This window comes from Nesterenkonia flava, from assembly GCF_031432335.1.
In the GTDB taxonomy this organism is placed as follows: Bacteria; Actinomycetota; Actinomycetes; order Actinomycetales; family Micrococcaceae; genus Nesterenkonia; species Nesterenkonia flava.
In genome coordinates this window covers 46,041-61,909 of the sequence record NZ_JAVKGT010000012.1, presented here as the reverse complement: position 1 = coordinate 61,909, position 15,869 = coordinate 46,041, and the positions used below count along the sequence as shown (strand labels likewise).

Annotated in this window: 15 protein-coding genes; 6 read left to right on the top strand and 9 right to left on the bottom strand. The window is 65.3% G+C overall.

Going from position 1 to position 15,869, the window contains the following annotated elements; all coding sequences use genetic code 11:
- Positions 1-237: 237 nt before the first annotated feature.
- From RH857_RS06195 to RH857_RS06170, 6 genes are all read right to left on the bottom strand, one after another.
- Positions 238-690 (bottom strand): winged helix-turn-helix transcriptional regulator, encoded by a 453-nt coding sequence (locus RH857_RS06195; RefSeq protein WP_310537104.1) that lies wholly within the window; start codon positions 688-690, stop codon positions 238-240.
- A 134-nt stretch (positions 691-824) separates the two neighbouring features.
- Positions 825-2,243, bottom strand: a complete 1,419-nt coding sequence (locus RH857_RS06190; protein WP_310537103.1) for a carboxypeptidase regulatory-like domain-containing protein — start codon at positions 2,241-2,243, stop codon at positions 825-827.
- 191 nt (positions 2,244-2,434) lie between these two features.
- Complete coding sequence (locus tag RH857_RS06185) at positions 2,435-3,919, bottom strand: NCS2 family permease (protein ID WP_310537102.1); 1,485 nt, start codon at positions 3,917-3,919, stop codon at positions 2,435-2,437.
- Positions 3,920-3,981: 62 nt separating this feature from the next.
- Positions 3,982-4,809, bottom strand: a complete 828-nt coding sequence (locus tag RH857_RS06180) for an SOS response-associated peptidase (protein ID WP_310537101.1) — start codon at positions 4,807-4,809, stop codon at positions 3,982-3,984.
- The gene (locus RH857_RS06175; protein WP_310537100.1) at positions 4,809-5,297 is read right to left on the bottom strand and encodes a redoxin domain-containing protein; all 489 of its coding nucleotides are present in this window, start codon (positions 5,295-5,297) and stop codon (positions 4,809-4,811) included. The genes RH857_RS06180 and RH857_RS06175 overlap by 1 nt, the downstream gene beginning before the upstream one ends.
- 12 nt (positions 5,298-5,309) lie before the next feature.
- Positions 5,310-5,714, bottom strand: coding sequence for a DUF3052 domain-containing protein (locus tag RH857_RS06170; protein ID WP_310537122.1), 405 nt, complete (start codon positions 5,712-5,714; stop codon positions 5,310-5,312).
- 302 nt (positions 5,715-6,016) lie between these two features.
- Between RH857_RS06170 and aceE the strand changes: the two genes are divergently transcribed.
- From aceE to fabF, 6 genes are all read left to right on the top strand, one after another.
- Positions 6,017-8,743 (top strand): pyruvate dehydrogenase (acetyl-transferring), homodimeric type, encoded by a 2,727-nt coding sequence (aceE, locus tag RH857_RS06165; RefSeq protein ID WP_310537099.1) that lies wholly within the window; start codon positions 6,017-6,019, stop codon positions 8,741-8,743.
- Between the two features lie 153 nt (positions 8,744-8,896).
- On the top strand, positions 8,897-10,069 hold the full coding sequence (locus RH857_RS06160) for a PucR family transcriptional regulator (protein ID WP_310537098.1): 1,173 nt from the start codon (positions 8,897-8,899) through the stop codon (positions 10,067-10,069).
- Positions 10,070-10,160: 91 nt separating this feature from the next.
- Positions 10,161-11,096, top strand: a complete 936-nt coding sequence (locus RH857_RS06155; RefSeq protein WP_310537097.1) for an ACP S-malonyltransferase — start codon at positions 10,161-10,163, stop codon at positions 11,094-11,096.
- A 28-nt stretch (positions 11,097-11,124) separates the two neighbouring features.
- Positions 11,125-12,174, top strand: coding sequence for a beta-ketoacyl-ACP synthase III (locus RH857_RS06150; RefSeq protein WP_310537096.1), 1,050 nt, complete (start codon positions 11,125-11,127; stop codon positions 12,172-12,174).
- Positions 12,175-12,218: 44 nt separating this feature from the next.
- Complete coding sequence (locus tag RH857_RS06145; protein WP_310537095.1) at positions 12,219-12,464, top strand: acyl carrier protein; 246 nt, start codon at positions 12,219-12,221, stop codon at positions 12,462-12,464.
- Between the two features lie 234 nt (positions 12,465-12,698).
- Positions 12,699-13,943, top strand: a complete 1,245-nt coding sequence (gene fabF, locus RH857_RS06140) for a beta-ketoacyl-ACP synthase II (protein WP_310537094.1) — start codon at positions 12,699-12,701, stop codon at positions 13,941-13,943.
- A gap of 127 nt (positions 13,944-14,070) precedes the next feature.
- Here fabF and RH857_RS06135 read toward each other — a convergent pair whose 3' ends face one another.
- The 3 genes from RH857_RS06135 to RH857_RS06125 all read right to left on the bottom strand — a co-directional run bounded on the left by RH857_RS06135 (position 14,071) and on the right by RH857_RS06125 (position 15,863).
- On the bottom strand, positions 14,071-14,592 hold the full coding sequence (locus RH857_RS06135) for a DUF3145 domain-containing protein (RefSeq protein WP_310537093.1): 522 nt from the start codon (positions 14,590-14,592) through the stop codon (positions 14,071-14,073).
- A gap of 126 nt (positions 14,593-14,718) precedes the next feature.
- Positions 14,719-15,648, bottom strand: a complete 930-nt coding sequence (locus RH857_RS06130) for a tyrosine recombinase XerC (RefSeq protein WP_310537092.1) — start codon at positions 15,646-15,648, stop codon at positions 14,719-14,721.
- Between the two features lie 35 nt (positions 15,649-15,683).
- Positions 15,684-15,863, bottom strand: coding sequence for a hypothetical protein (locus RH857_RS06125; RefSeq protein WP_310537091.1), 180 nt, complete (start codon positions 15,861-15,863; stop codon positions 15,684-15,686).
- Positions 15,864-15,869 lie beyond the last annotated feature (6 nt).

The following is a 15,869-nucleotide window of genomic DNA, read 5'->3' as shown; positions in this document are numbered from 1 at the left end:
TGGTTTCGTGCCACGCGGACTGAGCCTTTCGATACTCCAGCAGGGCCTCAATTTTTGCAGCCTCGGCCTGACGAGCCTTCACGTGGAAACCCCAAGCGCGCATCAACGTGGGGTCATCGCTCAGACGCTCCAGGGACTCCGGCAGAACAGGCAGGTCTGGAAGATGCCCATCATGACAACTCATGAGCGACCCTCCTGCCCTTCCTCACCCACACCCTCAGTCGAATATATGTTCGATTATTTCATGTGGCGTGAGTCAAGTCCAGGGTTTTCGGGCTTATTTATCTCCTCATGGGCGGCATCGTATGCCTCGCGGGCGGAGAGGATGGCGGCCTGATGCTCCACCGCCCACCCAGCGAGCTCCTGGGCAGGAACGATCAGCGTGCGCCCCACGGAGGTGAGCGCATATTCCACGCGCGGTGGCACCTCAGGGTGCACGGTGCGGGTGATGAGACCGTCGCGTTCGAGCAGCCGCAGAGTCCGGGTGAGCATGCGCTGAGAGATTCCCGGAATGTGCTTCTGCAGCTCACTGAGCCGCAGCACACCTGCCGCCAAGGTGTCAATGACCAGAAGGGACCACTTGTCCCCCACGCGCTCGAGCACCTCCCGGATCACCGCACCTGAATCGCCGTGCTCACGGCAGGCGCCTTCATACTCGCTCCTGGATTCGCGGGGCTGAGCTGCCGGCATCGAAAACCTCCTCGCAGAACTGCAGGCGCATCCCTGTGCCCCACTGACACGGATGTGCCTCTTGCGTAGCCAGCGCCACACTCGGCTTCATCACGGTCCTGGGGTAACAGCGGAGAGATGGGCGCGGGGAGCCCTCAGTCCTCGCAAGACTCGCCGGCGCGGCGTCCTCGCATCAGCAGCAGGACTCCAGCACCCAGCAGCGCGAGCGCGCCCATGGCTAGGGCACTCATCGTCGTGCCGGTCACAGCCAGGGCGCCACTTTCGGGCGTGACCGTAGAGGAGGGACCCGCAACGGCGGCGGGAGTCTCCTGCTCCTGGGCGGGGGTTGCAACACGCATCGCCGCCGGTGATTCTTCAGCAGGCAGACTCGGCAGCGGCGCTGAGGGTTCAGAAGAACTTCGCGACAGCGGCGCAGGCACAGACCCGGCCGGATGGGCAGACTCCCGGGACGATACAGGTGTCGCGGGGGATGCAGGCATCTCCATATTCGGCGTCGGACGGCTGCCGGCAGGCGACTGAGGTCCCGTTCCTGATCCGTCGTCTGACGGTGCTGCACCCAGTTCAAAGTCGACGCCGGAAACCACCTCACCCCACGCCACAGGCACTGGGGCGCCCTGGGGATTGGCAGCATCAGTGCCGTAGGAGGTATAAACCCAGTCCCCGCCCACATATCCATCGGCGGAGACGATGTACTCACCGGCCGGAAGGTAGAAGGTGTAGGTGCCGTCGTCGCCGGTGGAGTCCCATTCGTACCAGTAGTCCTCCGAGTTCGCGTCAACAGTCCAGGTGTCAACGTAGACGCCCGAGACCGGCTCGCCGTTGAACGTCACGGTGCCCTCGATTCGCCCCATCTCCCGAACCGTGAGCTCCAGCGGTGTTTCCTGGGCCTCCAGTATCAGCGGCCGGAGGTAGTAGCGCTCCGTATCAGAATCCCCTTGCGTGCCACCCCAGATGAACAGTTCACTCCCGCTGAGCACGCAGGCGCTGAAGGAGCCCTGTGCATCGGATGTTGCGCTGAAGCCGTTGACCTCCACCGAGTAGCCCGCCACGGGGTCTCCGGCCTCGCTGCGCACCGTTCCGCTGAGCACCTGATCGGCGAGTAGCAGGCTGAAGTCCTCCCGCTGCTCACCCGTGGCGCTGAAGGCCACTTCTCGGCTCTCGCTGAAGGTCATCGCCTCCCCTGGGAGCTCGCAGTAGTGGTCCGCGCTCCAGGCATCCAGCATGTACTGCCCGCTCTCGAGCCCCTGGATGCGGTAGTTTCCCTGCGCGTCCGTGGTGGCGAACTCCATGAAGTCGTCCTGCGCCGGTGAGGTGAGCCAGACAAACGCCTCTGAAAGAGGCTGACCGAATTGATCGGTGACCGTCCCGGTGAGGATTCCCGTACCCGTGGTCGACGCTTGGACATCCTCGGCAGCCGTGGATGCGGAGGCCGGCGCTCCCACGGTGAGAGCCGCGCTCAAGGCGAATGCCGCAGCGGCCAGCAACGCGAGCAGCACATGGTGGGGGCGTCGTCGTGAGGAGGACACCAGAGGGGAAGGCATCGAAGAGGCCATCGTGTTCCTTCGGTCAGCGGGGGCACGAGCACCGCTCGCGAAGGTCACGTGATTCACCTCACCACACCCTGAGCTGATCATAAAGCCGCTGCACAGGGTCTGTCCACGAAACACCCAGGTAGAACACAAAAGCCCTACCGGCCCCTCGCAAAAGTGGGATGGACCGGTAGGGCTTCGCAGTGCGGAGGGCCTCAGCTCACGCCGAGGGCGTCCTGGATGGGCCCAGAGACGAAGTAGAGCATGAACAGCGCTGCCGTGACATACATCAGCGGGTGCACCTGCCGGAACTTACCGCGCAGCACCTTGATGAGCACATAGGTGATGAAGCCGGCTCCGATGCCGTTGGTGATGGAGTAGCTGAAGGGCATGATCACCACGGTCATGAAGGCCGGGATCGCGATCTCCACGTCCTTCCAGTCGATGCGGACGATCTGCTGCATCATGAGGAAGCCAACGAGCACCAGGGTCGCCGAGGCAGCTTCGGTGGGAATGACCGCCGCCAGCGGAGCCAGCACGATGGTGGCCAGGAAGAGCACACCGGTCACCACGTTCGCCAACCCGGTGCGAGCACCATCGCCCACACCCACAGTGGACTCGATGAAGCCCGAGTTCACGGAGGTGGAGCCCACCCCGCCGCCGATGGTACCCACGGCGTCCGCGACCATGATGCGGCGGGAGTAGGGAATCTCACCCTGCTCGTCCTTAATGCCGCCAGCGTTGGAAACACCCACCATGGTGCCCAGCAGGTCAAAGAAGTTGGCCAGCAGCAGGGTGAACACCAGCAGGGTGGCTGCCACCAGGCCGATAGACTCCCATGAACCCAGCAGATTGAACTCGCCCAGCAGCGACAGATCCGGCAGAGTGAACCAGTCCTGATCCAGGGTCGGGACGGTCAGGTCCCAGCCATAGGGCTGCTCCTCGCTGGAGGGGCCCACGCGCAGGATCGATTCGATGGTGATCGCTAGGGCGGTGGCGCCCACGATGGAGTAGAGGATGGCACCGCGGACGTTCGCCGACCACATCACGAACAGGGCAAACAGCGCTACGAGGAAGATCAGCAGTGGCCAGCCGAAGACGAAGCCGCCCACACCCAGCTCCAGGCCGGCGCCGCCAGAGTTCTGGATGAAGCCGGCATTCATCATGCCGATCAGCGCGATGAACAGGCCGATGCCCACGCTGATCGCCGTCTTCAGCGGGCTGGGCACGGCGTTGAAGATGGCCGAGCGGAACCCGGTCAGCACGAGGATCAGCAGGAGGACTCCCTCGATCACCACCAGGCCCATGGCATCAGCCCATGTCATACCGGGAAGCACCACGATCCCGTAGGTGATAAACGCCGAGAGCCCCAGGGAGGATGAGACCGCCATGGGGAACTTGCCGATCACGCCCATCAGGATGGTCAGCACACCCGAGATGAGTGAGGTTGCTGCGGCCACCGCCGGCAGGTTCGGCTCGGAACCGCCGCCCAGGAAATTCCCTGTGGAGTCTGCCGAGGCTCCGATGATCAACGGGTTCAGGACAATGATGTAGGACATGGCCAAAAACGTGGCCAGTCCACCGCGAATCTCGCGGCCGTAGGTGGAGCCGCGATCGCTGATATGGAAGTACCGGTCGAGGACGCCGAGAGTCTTGGTCTCAGAAGAGCGTGCGTCAGAGGCGCTGGGCTGAGTATTCACGATGTGGAATCTTACCGCCGCCTCGCGATAACGCTGACCGCGAGACAGGCCCGGGCCGCGCCTCACTCGAAGGGCAAAAGGGGCGACGCCGGCTCCATGAGTTCGGGGCCGTTGTTCCGCACGCTGCCTACGGCAGGGTCAACCTCATAGAGCTCCCAGCCGCGCGCCACGTCGTGCACGCCGCCTCGCAGGCGCTCTAGCAGAGGCTCCAGCTCCTCCACACTACGCTGCCCCGGAGTGATCCACTCATGCGCGTCCTCTACCGTCATCGCTAGAGGCGTGCGGTCATGGAGCCTGCCCAGGCGTGCCAGTTGCGGGTCCGCATGCTGGGGGTCCGGCGAGGGGCCTGTGAGGATACTCACGGAGAGGATCCACGGAGCGGGTTCTTCAGCGGGGGCGTGGGGATCACGCCACCACTCGTAGATGGCGGCGAAGAGAAGCAGGGACCCATCTTTCGGCCGAACTGCGTAGGGTCGCCCCTTGGCCTTCCTCACCGTGCCGGCAGCGGCGGGCGCGTGCGCGGCATCCAGTAGCGTGCGAGGCCATTCGTAGTAGGCCTCAGCCGGCAGCACAGCTCTGCGGTGCCGCACGGCCTCACGGAACGCGGGTTTCTGCGTCACCGTCTCCGAGCGAGCATTGAACGTGGCGGCGGAGAAATTCTGCTCCTTGGCCCATCGGGGAATCAAACCCCAGCGGGCCGGATGGAGCTCCCGGTGGAGGACGCCGTCGTCGTCGTACCGCTCGACCACCATCGGGACGGTGCTGGTAGGGGCGATGTTCCAACTGGGGTGATAGTCGAAGAACGGGTCCTGGGTGAGCTCCAAGGAGGACGGAAGCGCCGGGGCGAGCTCGCCCAGGCTCCGCTTGGCCATGACGTACCGACCGCACATCAGCTCAGCCCTCGCAGTAGCTGCAGAGTCTGCTCCAGGTCCCGGGCCTGGCCCGCCGGGGAGGCGATCACGTGACGCACCAGGAGCTGGGCGTCCAGGATGATGCTGGTCCGCTCCGGCGCTCCTGTTGCAGAGTTGAGCACGCCGTAGGCCTGCGCGAGTTCGCCATGGGGCCAGAAGTCAGAGATGAGCCGGAACGGAAGTTCCACCTCACCTGCGGGAAGGCCGCTAGACAGCTCCGCACCGTAGGCGCGCAGGGTGTGGACGGCGTCGCAGGAGACCGCAAGCACCTCCGCGCCGGAGTCCCGGACTTCGGGGGCCCGTGCTGCCATCGCCTGCAGCTCAGAGGTGCAGACGCGGGAGAACGCGTACGGGTAGAACATCACCAGCACGGGACGTCCGGCGAGCTCCTCAAGTGTCAGAGTCTCGCCGTGCTGGGTGCGGGCAGTGAACCGCGGGGCTGGCTGCCCGGGCAACAGGTGAGACACCACATGACCTGCTCAGTAGGACTTGCGCGCCATAAGCTTGGTCGCAGCCCAGTTAACGCTGACTCCGGCGGAGGAGGTGACGTGCAGTCCCGCATTGGGCGCCGCATCCTGAATCTCCACCGGCGGCACATACCCCTCACGGCCCGAGCGGGGCGTCAGCAGCCAGACCACTCCGCCCTCGTCCAGGGTGGTCAGTGAATCCACCAGGGCGTCGGTCAGATCGTCGTCGCCGTCACGGAACCACAACAGCACCGCATCAACGACCTCCTGCTCATCCTCATCGATGAGCTCCTCGTCCAGCAGCTCCTCCAGGGCATCCCGGAATTCGTCATCGACGTCGTCGTCGACTCCGATCTCCTGGACCAGGAAGTCCGGGCGGAACCCGAGCTCCTCGAGAAGGTCCTGGGAATCCACCACGTTCTTGGCGCCGTCGTACTTGTGTCCGGCAGCGGAGCTGCTGGTCTCCTGGCCGGCTGTCGCCTGACTCACCGCCGGTTCCCTTCCTTTCGTCTGTGACTGGGGCACTTAAGGTTTGACCTCATAAGGCAACGTTACGCGGATTACGCCGTCTGCGGGAAGTACGACACCGTCTCGGACGCTATAGAGGCGGTAGAGTTGCCACCGAATGCACCGTGCGGGGACCCTGCGCGGAGTAGACCTCGAATGTGGGCCCTGCACCCCAGGGCCCGTGCTGAACCGTCAGAAAGGTGCCCATCCTGATGAGCGCTGGTGAAGAGAACTCCCACATCCGCAGCGGCCTGACCAACCAGCTGCCGGACCGTGATCCCGAAGAGACCGCCGAATGGCTGGAATCATTCGACCAGCTGGTGGAGGCCCACGGCACCGAGCGGGCCGAGTACATCATCCGCACCCTGCTGCAGCGCGCCGGCGCCAAGTCCATCGGCGTACCCATGGTCACCACCACCGACTACGTCAACACCATTCCCGTGGACCAGGAGCCCCAGTTCCCCGGTGATGAGGAGATGGAGCGCCGGTACCGCCGTCTGCTGCGCTGGAACGCGGCGGTCATGGTCCACCGCGCCCAGCGCGAGGGCATCTCTGTGGGCGGACACATCTCCTCCTACGCCGGTGTGGCCACCCTCTACGAAGTCGGGTACAACCACTTCTTCCGCGGTCAGGACCACCCCGGCGGCGGTGACCAGGTCTTCTTCCAGGGTCACTCATCCCCCGGCAACTACGCCCGCGCCTTCCTCGAGGGGCGCCTGAGCGAGAAGCACCTCGACGGCTTCCGCCAGGAGGTTTCCAAGGCGCCCTACGGCCTGAGCTCCTATCCGCACCCCCGTCTGATGCCGGAGTTCTGGCAGTTCCCCACCGTGTCCATGGGCCTGGGCCCCATGAACGCCATCTACCAGGCACAGTTCAACCGCTATCTGCACAACCGCGGCATCAAGGACACCTCCGACCAGAACGTCTGGGCGTTCCTCGGCGACGGTGAGATGGATGAGCCCGAGTCCCGCGGCCTCCTGCAGCACGCCGCTAATGAGAAGCTCGACAACCTGACCTTTGTGGTCAACTGCAACCTGCAGCGTCTGGACGGCCCGGTCCGCGGCAACGGCAAGATCGTCCAGGAGCTGGAGGCTTTCTTCCGCGGCGCAGGCTGGAACGTCATCAAGGTCCTCTGGGGCCGCGAGTGGGACACGCTGCTCGAGAAGGACGACGACGGCGAGCTGGTCCGCATCATGAACGAGACCCTCGACGGCGACTATCAGACCTACAAGGCCGAGTCCGGTGCCTTTGTGCGCGAGCACTTCTTCGGCCGCTCCGCCAAGACCAAAGAGATGGTCGCGGAGATGTCCGACGACGAGATCTGGGGCCTGAAGCGCGGCGGTCACGACTACCAGAAGGTCTACGCCGCATACAAGGCGGCCAGCGAGTTCAAGGGCAAGCCCACGGTGATCCTCGCCCAGACTGTTAAGGGCTACGGCCTGGGCCCCAGCTTCGAGGGACGCAACGCGACCCACCAGATGAAGAAGCTGACCGTGGATGACCTCAAGCGCTTCCGTGACACCCTGCGCATTCCCATCAGCGACGAGCAGATCGAAGCCGATCCCTACAACGTCCCCTACTACCACCCCGGTGAGGACGCCGAAGAGATCAAGTACATGCGCGAGCGCCGCAAGGAGCTCGGGGGTGCCCTGCCCGAGCGCCGTGTGCCCGCCAACACTCTGCAGCTGCCCGGGGAGAAGACCTATGCGGTGGCTAAGAAGGGCTCCGGCAAGCAGAAGGCCGCCACGACCATGGCGTTCGTCCGCCTGCTCAAGGACCTGATGCGGGACAAGGAGTTTGGCAAGCGCATTGTGCCGATCGTCCCCGATGAGTCACGCACCTTCGGCATGGACTCCTTCTTCCCCACTGCAAAGATCTACAACCCCAAGGGGCAGAACTACCTCTCCGTGGACCGCGAGCTGATGCTGGCCTACAAGGAGTCCCCGCAGGGCCAGCTGCTGCACCCGGGCATCAACGAGGCTGGTGCCACCTCAGCTTTCACCGCTGCGGGCACCAGCTACTCCACCCACGGCGAGCCCATGATCCCGTTCTACGTCTTCTATTCGATGTTCGGGTTCCAGCGCACCGGTGACTCCTTCTGGGCCGCCGCTGACCAGATGGCCCGCGGATTCATCATCGGCGCCACGGCAGGGCGCACCACGCTGACCGGTGAGGGCCTGCAGCACGCTGATGGCCACTCCCCGATCCTGGCGGGCACCAACCCGGCGGTCAAGCACTTTGACCCGGCCTTCGGCTACGAGATCGCTCACATCATCGAGAACGGTCTCTACGAGATGTACGGCGACCACGACGGCGACCACAACGTCATGTACTACCTCACCGTCTACAACGAGCCCGTTCAGCAGCTGCCGGAGCCGGAGAACGTGGATGTCGAAGGCATCAAGCGCGGCATCTACAAGCTCTCAGCCTCCGAGCACGACGGCGAGAAGGTCCAGCTGCTGGCCTCCGGCGTCTCCGTGCCGTGGGCTCTGGAGGCCCAGCAGATTCTGGCCGATGAGTGGGACGTCTCCGCGGACGTCTGGTCGGTGACCAGCTGGAATGAGCTGCGCCGCCAGGCCCTGCAGGTCGAGCAGACAGCTATGCTGGACCCCGAGCGCGAACCGGAGGTGCCCTTCGTGACCCAGCAGCTCCAAGGCGCTGAGGGCCCGATCGTCGCGTCCACGGACTACACCACGTCCGTACCGGACCAGATCCGCCAGTTTGTGCCCAACGAATTCGCGACCCTGGGTGCAGACAGCTACGGCTTCTCCGACACCCGAGCTGCCGCGCGTCGGCACTTCAAGATTGACGCGCACTCGATGGTGGTCCGTGCTCTGCAGATGCTCGGCAAGAACAAGAAGGCTGCCGAGGCCATGGAGAAGTACGACCTGGGCAACGTCAACGCCGGAACCTCCGGCACCGCAGGCGGGGACGCCTGAGCTGATTCCGGCGAGCTCACGCTCGCCATCACGCCTAAAGCTGGTTCCCCGCGCGGGCATCCCCGCCCGCAACAGAAGGGCGGCGGTCTCTGATTACGGAGGCCGCCGCCCTTCTGTTGTAGGAAGTCTCCAAACCCGCCTAGAGTGAACATCATGACTGTCGACTCTGGGCTTGACCACGCGGTGGTGGTCTCCGACGAGGCGCTTGAGGTGCTTCGCAGCAATACTGGGCCCCTCACCACCACGGTGGGTACGCATCTGGAGGAGCGCCTGAGCTGGTACCGTCAGCTGTCCACGGAGGAGCGCGCCTCCCTGCGGCTGATCGCCCAACGAGGCATACAAGGCCTGCTGAACTGGGTGGAGAACCCTGACGCGAGGTCCCTGCCCCTGGTCAATGAGCTCCTGGGTGCCGCGCCATCGGACCTGATGCGCAGCATTTCCCTGCAGCGAGCTCTTCAGCTGATCCGCACCATCGTTGATGCTGTGGAGCAGCGTCTCCCCGGCCTCATGCCCGAGGGCGATCGGCAGCTCATGCTTGAAGCAGTGCTGCGCTATTCGCGCGAGGTGGCTTTCGCCATCGCTGATGTTTACGCCCGCGCCGCAGAGTCCCGGGGTGCATGGGACTCCCGCCTGGAGGCTCTGCTGGTGGATGCAGTGCTGCGCGGAGAGCCGGCGGAGCAGATCGCCTCCCGGGCTGCCGCCGTGGGCTGGCAGAGTTCAGAGAACGTCGTCGTCATCGTCGGTTCAGCACCAGATCAGGCCGACGCCGTCTTCATGAGCCACCTCAGGCGCCAGTGCGTGCGCTTCGCTGCCGATGCCGTGGTGGGCGTGCAGGGCGACCGCCTGATTCTGGTGCTCGGAGGTGTGGAGAGCCTGCAGCACGGATTTGATCGAGTCCTCTCTGCCTTCGGTGAGGGGCAGGTGGTCTACAGCCGCCACGAGGGCAGCATCTCCCAGGCCCACCGCTGCGCGGCCGCGGCCTTCTCCGGATACACCGCAGCGCCAGCCTGGGCTCAGGCTCCCCGGCCGGTCGCCGCCGAGGATCTCCTTCCAGAACGCGCCCTGGCAGGAGACGACCAGGCCAAAGAGACCCTGGTCAGCGCCATCAGCGACCATCTGGCCGCTGCCGGGCACGGGCTCATGGAGACGGTGGAGACGTACATCAGCTGCGGGCACTCCCTCGAGGCCACAGCCCGGGAGCTGTTCGTCCACACGAACACGGTGCGTTATCGCCTCAAGCGGGTCACCGAGATCACGGGCTGGGATCCGATGCTGCCCCGCGACGCCTACGTCCTACAGACCGCCCTCGCGCTGGGACGCCTCTGAGCGCGTACCCGCAGCCTCCGGTACACCACGCGGGCAGGGTTGTAGAGTTCCTACAAGTGCGCATGTACCCGAGAAGTGGAAAGGTGGAGCTGTGCTAGCGATCGTATGCCCTGGACAGGGTTCCCAGACTTCCGGTTTCCTCTCCCCCTGGCTCGTCGACGATGAGACCAAGTCGGTGCTGCAGTCTTTCGCAGAGGCCTCGCAGACCGACCTCATCACCCACGGCACCGTCTCCGATGAGGAGACCATCCGTGACACGGCGCTGGCCCAGCCGCTGATCGTGGCGGCTTCGCTGCTTTCTGCTCGCGCCCTGGGCCTGAGCCCCGAGACACTGGCCGGCTACGGCGAGAAAGTGCTGGTCTCCGGACACTCCGTCGGTGAAATTCCTGCTGCGACGCTAGCCGGTGCGCTCACGGAGGAGCAGGCACTGAAGCTCATCGCCATCCGCGCCTCTGCGATGGCCGAGGCCGCCGCGGCAGAACCCACCGGCATGGCCGCTGTGGTCGGCGGCGTCGAGGACCAGGTCCGCGAGGCCATCGAGGCGGCCGGACTCGCCCCGGCCAATGTCAACGGTCCGGGTCAGATTGTTGCTGCGGGCAACGAACAGGGCCTCTCCTCGCTGGCGGAGAATCCCCCGGCCCGGGCCCGAGTGATTCCGCTGAAGGTCGCCGGAGCGTTCCACACCCAGTACATGAGCTCCGCTGGAGAAAAGCTTGCCCAGGCCGCCGGCGGTATTCAGCCGCGCGACGCCGTCGTCGGGCTGCTCTCGAACCGAGACGGAGAAGACACTCGTGAAGGCAGCGAGGTCCTGTCCCGCATCGTGGACCAGGTGACCCGCCCGGTGCGCTGGGACCTGTGCATGGAAACCATGAAGGCGCGCGGCGTCACCGGCATCCTCGAGCTGCTGCCGGGCGGTACCCTGGTGGGGCTGGCTAAGCGCGGCCTCAAGGGCGTGCAGTCCCTTGCCGTCACCAGTCCCGATGATCTTGACAAGGCTCGCGACTTCATCGCCGAGCACACCGCCTGAGGCACCTTCGAAAGGCACAGACACCACCGTGACCGCAGCACTGAACCAGCCCACCCCGGCAGCCGGAACCGGCGTTCTCGGCCTGGGTGTTCACCGGCCCGAGCTCGTGATCGACAACGAGCAGATCTGCCAGTGGATCGACTCCTCCGATGAGTGGATCCGGCAGCGCACCGGCATTGTGACCCGCCATCGGGCCCCCGCTGAGGTGTCCGTGGTGGACATGGCCGAGGGCGCGGCTGCGCAGGCGTTGGCCGACGCCGGCATCGAGGCGTCCCAGCTGGGAGCAGTGATCGTCTCCACGGTCACCCATCCGTACCAGACCCCCTCCGCGGCCGCTGCACTGGCGGGCCGGCTGGGCATTGCCGCCCCGGCATTCGACATCTCAGCCGCCTGTGCGGGCTACTGCTACGGCATCGCCCAGGCTGATGCGCTGGTTCGTGCAGGCATGGCCGACTACGTCCTCGTTGTGGGTGTCGAGAAGCTCTCCGACTTCATCGACAATCACGAGCGCACCATCTCGTTCCTGCTGGGTGACGGCGCCGGCGCTGCCGTCGTCGGGCGCTCGGAGACCCCCGCCATCTCGCCCTCGGTATGGGGCTCCAACGGGGACAAGTGGGCCGCCGTGGCAATGGACAATTCGCTGCTGCGCCTGCGTGACGCCCTTGCTGAGGCTCAGAGCAGCGGCGACGCGTCCCGACTGCTCGACGCCGAGGAGAAGCTCTGGCCGACCCTCCGCCAGGACGGTCAGACCGTCTTCCGGTGGGCAGTGTGGGAGATGGCGAAGGTGGCTCAGCAGGCATTGGACACTGCCGGTGTGGCGCCTGAGGACCTGACCGCCTTTGTGCCTCACCAGGCCAATATCCGCATCATCGACGAGCTGGCTAAGCAGCTCAAACTGCCGGAGTCGGTGCTGATCGGCCGGGACATCGTCGACGCCGGCAACACCTCCGCTGCCTCCATTCCCCTGGCGATGCATCGTCTCCGGGCAGAGCATCCTGAAATCTCCGGCGGTCTGGCGCTTCAGATCGGCTTCGGCGCCGGTCTGGCCTTCGGCGCGCAGGTCATCCGAATTCCCTAAGTTTCGTCCCCTCACTGTAAGAAATTCACTGAAAGGAGCCCGCTGTGGCTGATAAGAACGAGATCCTCGCCGGCCTTGCTGAGATCATCGAGGAGGAGACCGGCCTGGAGACCTCTGAGGTCCAGCTGGAGAAGTCCTTCACCGAGGACCTGGACATCGACTCCATCTCGATGATGACCATCGTGGTCAACGCCGAGGAGAAGTTCGACGTGAAGATCCCGGATGAAGAGGTCAAGAACCTCTCCACCGTGGGCGACGCTGTCGACTTCATCGCCAACGCTCAGGGCTGAGTCCCTTCGCGTCGGCTCTCCCTCACAGCGCCCCTGCGGGGTAACCCGTCACGAAGCCTCCGGGCTGTTTGACTGGTGCTGTGAAAGCCGGCATGCCGGTGCGCAGCAGCTGGACCAGCGCTCGCACCGGCAGCCGCCGACTCGATCCGTGGCCGCCACACCCCCGGCCCCTCCACGGAACTCCTGCACGAAGAGCAAGACCACAGATCAATTCGACTGCAAGAAGGTAGAGCCATGTCCCGCCGCTTCGTCATCACTGGCCTCGGTGCCACCACCCCCCTGGGTGGAGACGTGCCGACCCTCTGGAAGAACGCGCTGGCAGGCACACCCGGCGCTAAGACCCTCGAGTTCGACTGGGTGGAGCAGTACAGCCTTCCCGTGACCTTCGCCGCCGAGGTCGCGGTAGAGCCCTCCGAGGTCCTCACCAAGCCTGAGACCAAGCGCATGGATCGCTCCACGCAGCTGGGCATGGTGGCAGCCCGACAGGCTTGGGCTGACGCCGGTTTGGCTGATTCTGAGGTGGACCCCGAACGCCTCGGCGTGAGCTTCGCGACAGGGATCGGCGGAGTGTGGACTCTTCTGGACTCCTGGGACACCCTCCGGGAGAAGGGCCCGCGACGGGTCCTGCCCATGACTGTGCCTATGCTGATGCCCAACGGAGCCGCCGGCGCCATCAGTCTGGACCTGGGTGCCCAGGCTGGGGCCCGCACAGCCGTCTCGGCGTGCGCCTCCGGTGTGGAGGCCCTCATCATGGCCTACGACATGCTGAGCCGCGGAGAGGCCGACGTCGTCCTGGCCGGCGGCACCGAGGCCGCCATCCATCCGCTGCCTCTGGCCGCCTTCGGCAACATGCAGGCGCTCTCCCGCCGCAATGATGATCCGGCCGCCGCTTCTCGTCCCTACGACGTGGACCGCGACGGCTTCGTCATGGGCGAGGGAGCCGGTGCCCTGGTCATCGAGACCGAGGAGCACGCCAAGGCGCGAGGCGCGACGATCTATGCCGAACTTGCCGGCGGAGCCGTCACCTCCGATGCTCATCACATCACCGCCCCCGATCCCGAGGGTCAGGGTGCAACCCGCGCCCTGCGCAAGGCCCTGGACGTGGCCGGTGCCGCACCGACCGACGTGACCCATGTCAACGCGCACGCGACCTCGACCCCCAAGGGTGACATTCCCGAGTACGTGGCGATGCGTTCCGCCTTCGGGGATCACCTGGAGAACATCTGCGTGTCCGCGACCAAGTCCCAGACGGGCCACCTGCTCGGCGCCGCCGGCGCCGTGGAGTCCGTGCTGACCGTGCTCGCCCTGCACGACCGTCAGGCACCCGTGACGATCAACCTTGATCACCAGGATCCGGAGATTCCGCTCGACGTGGTCACCGGCTCTCCTCGTGAGCTCGGGGCCGGCCAGCAGGTAGCCGTGTGCAACTCCTTCGGATTCGGCGGGCACAACGCCGTGGCGGCTTTCCGCACGGTGTAGGCATCGCTGCTGCAGCGCAGCGCGCCCTGCAGCTGTTCGTTCAACAGACGTGGGCGGTTCCCCCTCTGGAGGGGGAACCGCCCACGTCTGTTGTGTGGAGTGTCAGCGAGGACTGCGACTGGGGGCCTCAGCCCACCCGAGTAAGCCAGCGCACAGGCGCGCCCTCGGCCGCGTGGCGGAAAGGCTCGAGCTCCTCATCCCATGCTTCACCCAGGGCGAGAGACAGTTCCTGGTACATCACGGTCGGGTCGCCGGCGCCCAGCTCATAGGCATAGCGGATGCGGTCTTCGGAGACCATGATGTTGCCGTGGGTATCGATGACCCCGTGGAAGATTCCCAGGTCAGGGGTGTGGGACCAGCGGGCACCGTCACAGCCGGGAGACGGATCCTCGGTGACTTCAAAGCGCAGGTGGCCCATGCTTCGCAGGGTCGAGGCAAGCTTGGCCCCGACGCCCTGCCGGCCCTGCCAGTTCAGCTCGGCACGGTAGGTCCCGGGCGCGGCGGGCTGCTCGGTCCAGTCGAAGGACACTCGAGCGTCAACGACTGACGCTACTGCCCATTCGACGTGCGGGCACAGCGCGGCGGGGGCAGAGTGGACGTGCAGTACGCCACGAGCCCCGAACTCACTGGTCAGCGAGTAATCAGACATATCCATCCTCCACAGTGCTGTTGGTACGTCTTCCCCTACGACCAGACAGCGCATCCTGGTGGATGAACAGGTTCATCTTAACATTGAAGGCCCACTGGAGACACCATGCCCGACCCGCCCAGTCTCCTAGGCTCGCGGATGTGCCTGGGCATAGGCACGTTTGAGGCGATCCACGGAGATATGTGTGTAGACCTGGGTAGTGGACAAAGAGGAGTGACCGAGCATTTCTTGGACGGTGCGCAGGTCAGCTCCGCCGTCGAGCATGTGGGTGGCGGCGGTATGCCGAAGAGCGTGTGGGCCGCGTGCAGCGGTGGTCCCGAGCTGCTGTAGGGCTTCGTCTACGGTGCGGCGGACCACGCGGACGTCGATTCTGCCGCCCCGGGCGCCGAGGAACATGGCCTTGCCCGCAGAAGACCCCGCCAGAACGGGGCGCCCTTCGGCAAGCCAGCGCTGTAGCGCTTCCTGGGCTGGTTTCCCGAACGGAATGATGCGCTCTTTGCTCCCCTTGCCCAGGACTTTCACCATCCGTCTCTCCGGTTCGAAGGAGTCTAGGTCCAGCGCCGCCAGCTCCGAAACCCGCATGCCGGTGGCATAAAGCAGCTCAAGCATTGCCGCGTCGCGCAGGGCTGCGGCGTACTTGGCGGGGCTCTTCTCTTTCTGCTGGGCGTACTGCGAGCCGCGGTCGTGAACCTGCTCGGTGAGGTCCTGCATCTGCTGCTGCTGAAGAGTCTCGGGCAGGTGTGCGCCGCGGCGAGCAGTGCGGAGGCGCACTGCCGGATCTTCGGCGAGATGTCCTCGGCGATGAGCCCAGGAGGTGAACGCCCGAACAGCGGCCGTTTTCCGGTTTAGTGTGCTGCGGCTCAGTCCGGCGGCATGGAGGTGACTCAGCCAGGAGCGCAGACCCTCCAGCGTCATGGTCCGCAGCGGTCCATGGTAGGTTGCCAGCTGTGCCAGGTCGCTGGTGTATCCGCGCACGGTGTGCTCCGAGAGTCCTCGCTCGTGGCGAAGGTAGACGGAGTACTCATCGATGAGCGGGTCCTGCTGAGGCTGGGACATACGGGCAGTGTAGGCGCTTATCTCGCGCGCATTGGTCAGGGCGCTGAGCGTTTCTGCCCGATTACCTCGCCCACGGCCGCGCCTGCCACCGCCAGGAGCAGCACCATCATCATGAACGTATCCACCCCGCGCATATCAGCAGAGGGTACGGCCAGAAGCCATACCGCGATCCCGACGAACAGAACGAGGTAGAGGTACCTCTTGACGAGTTGCACCTGGGA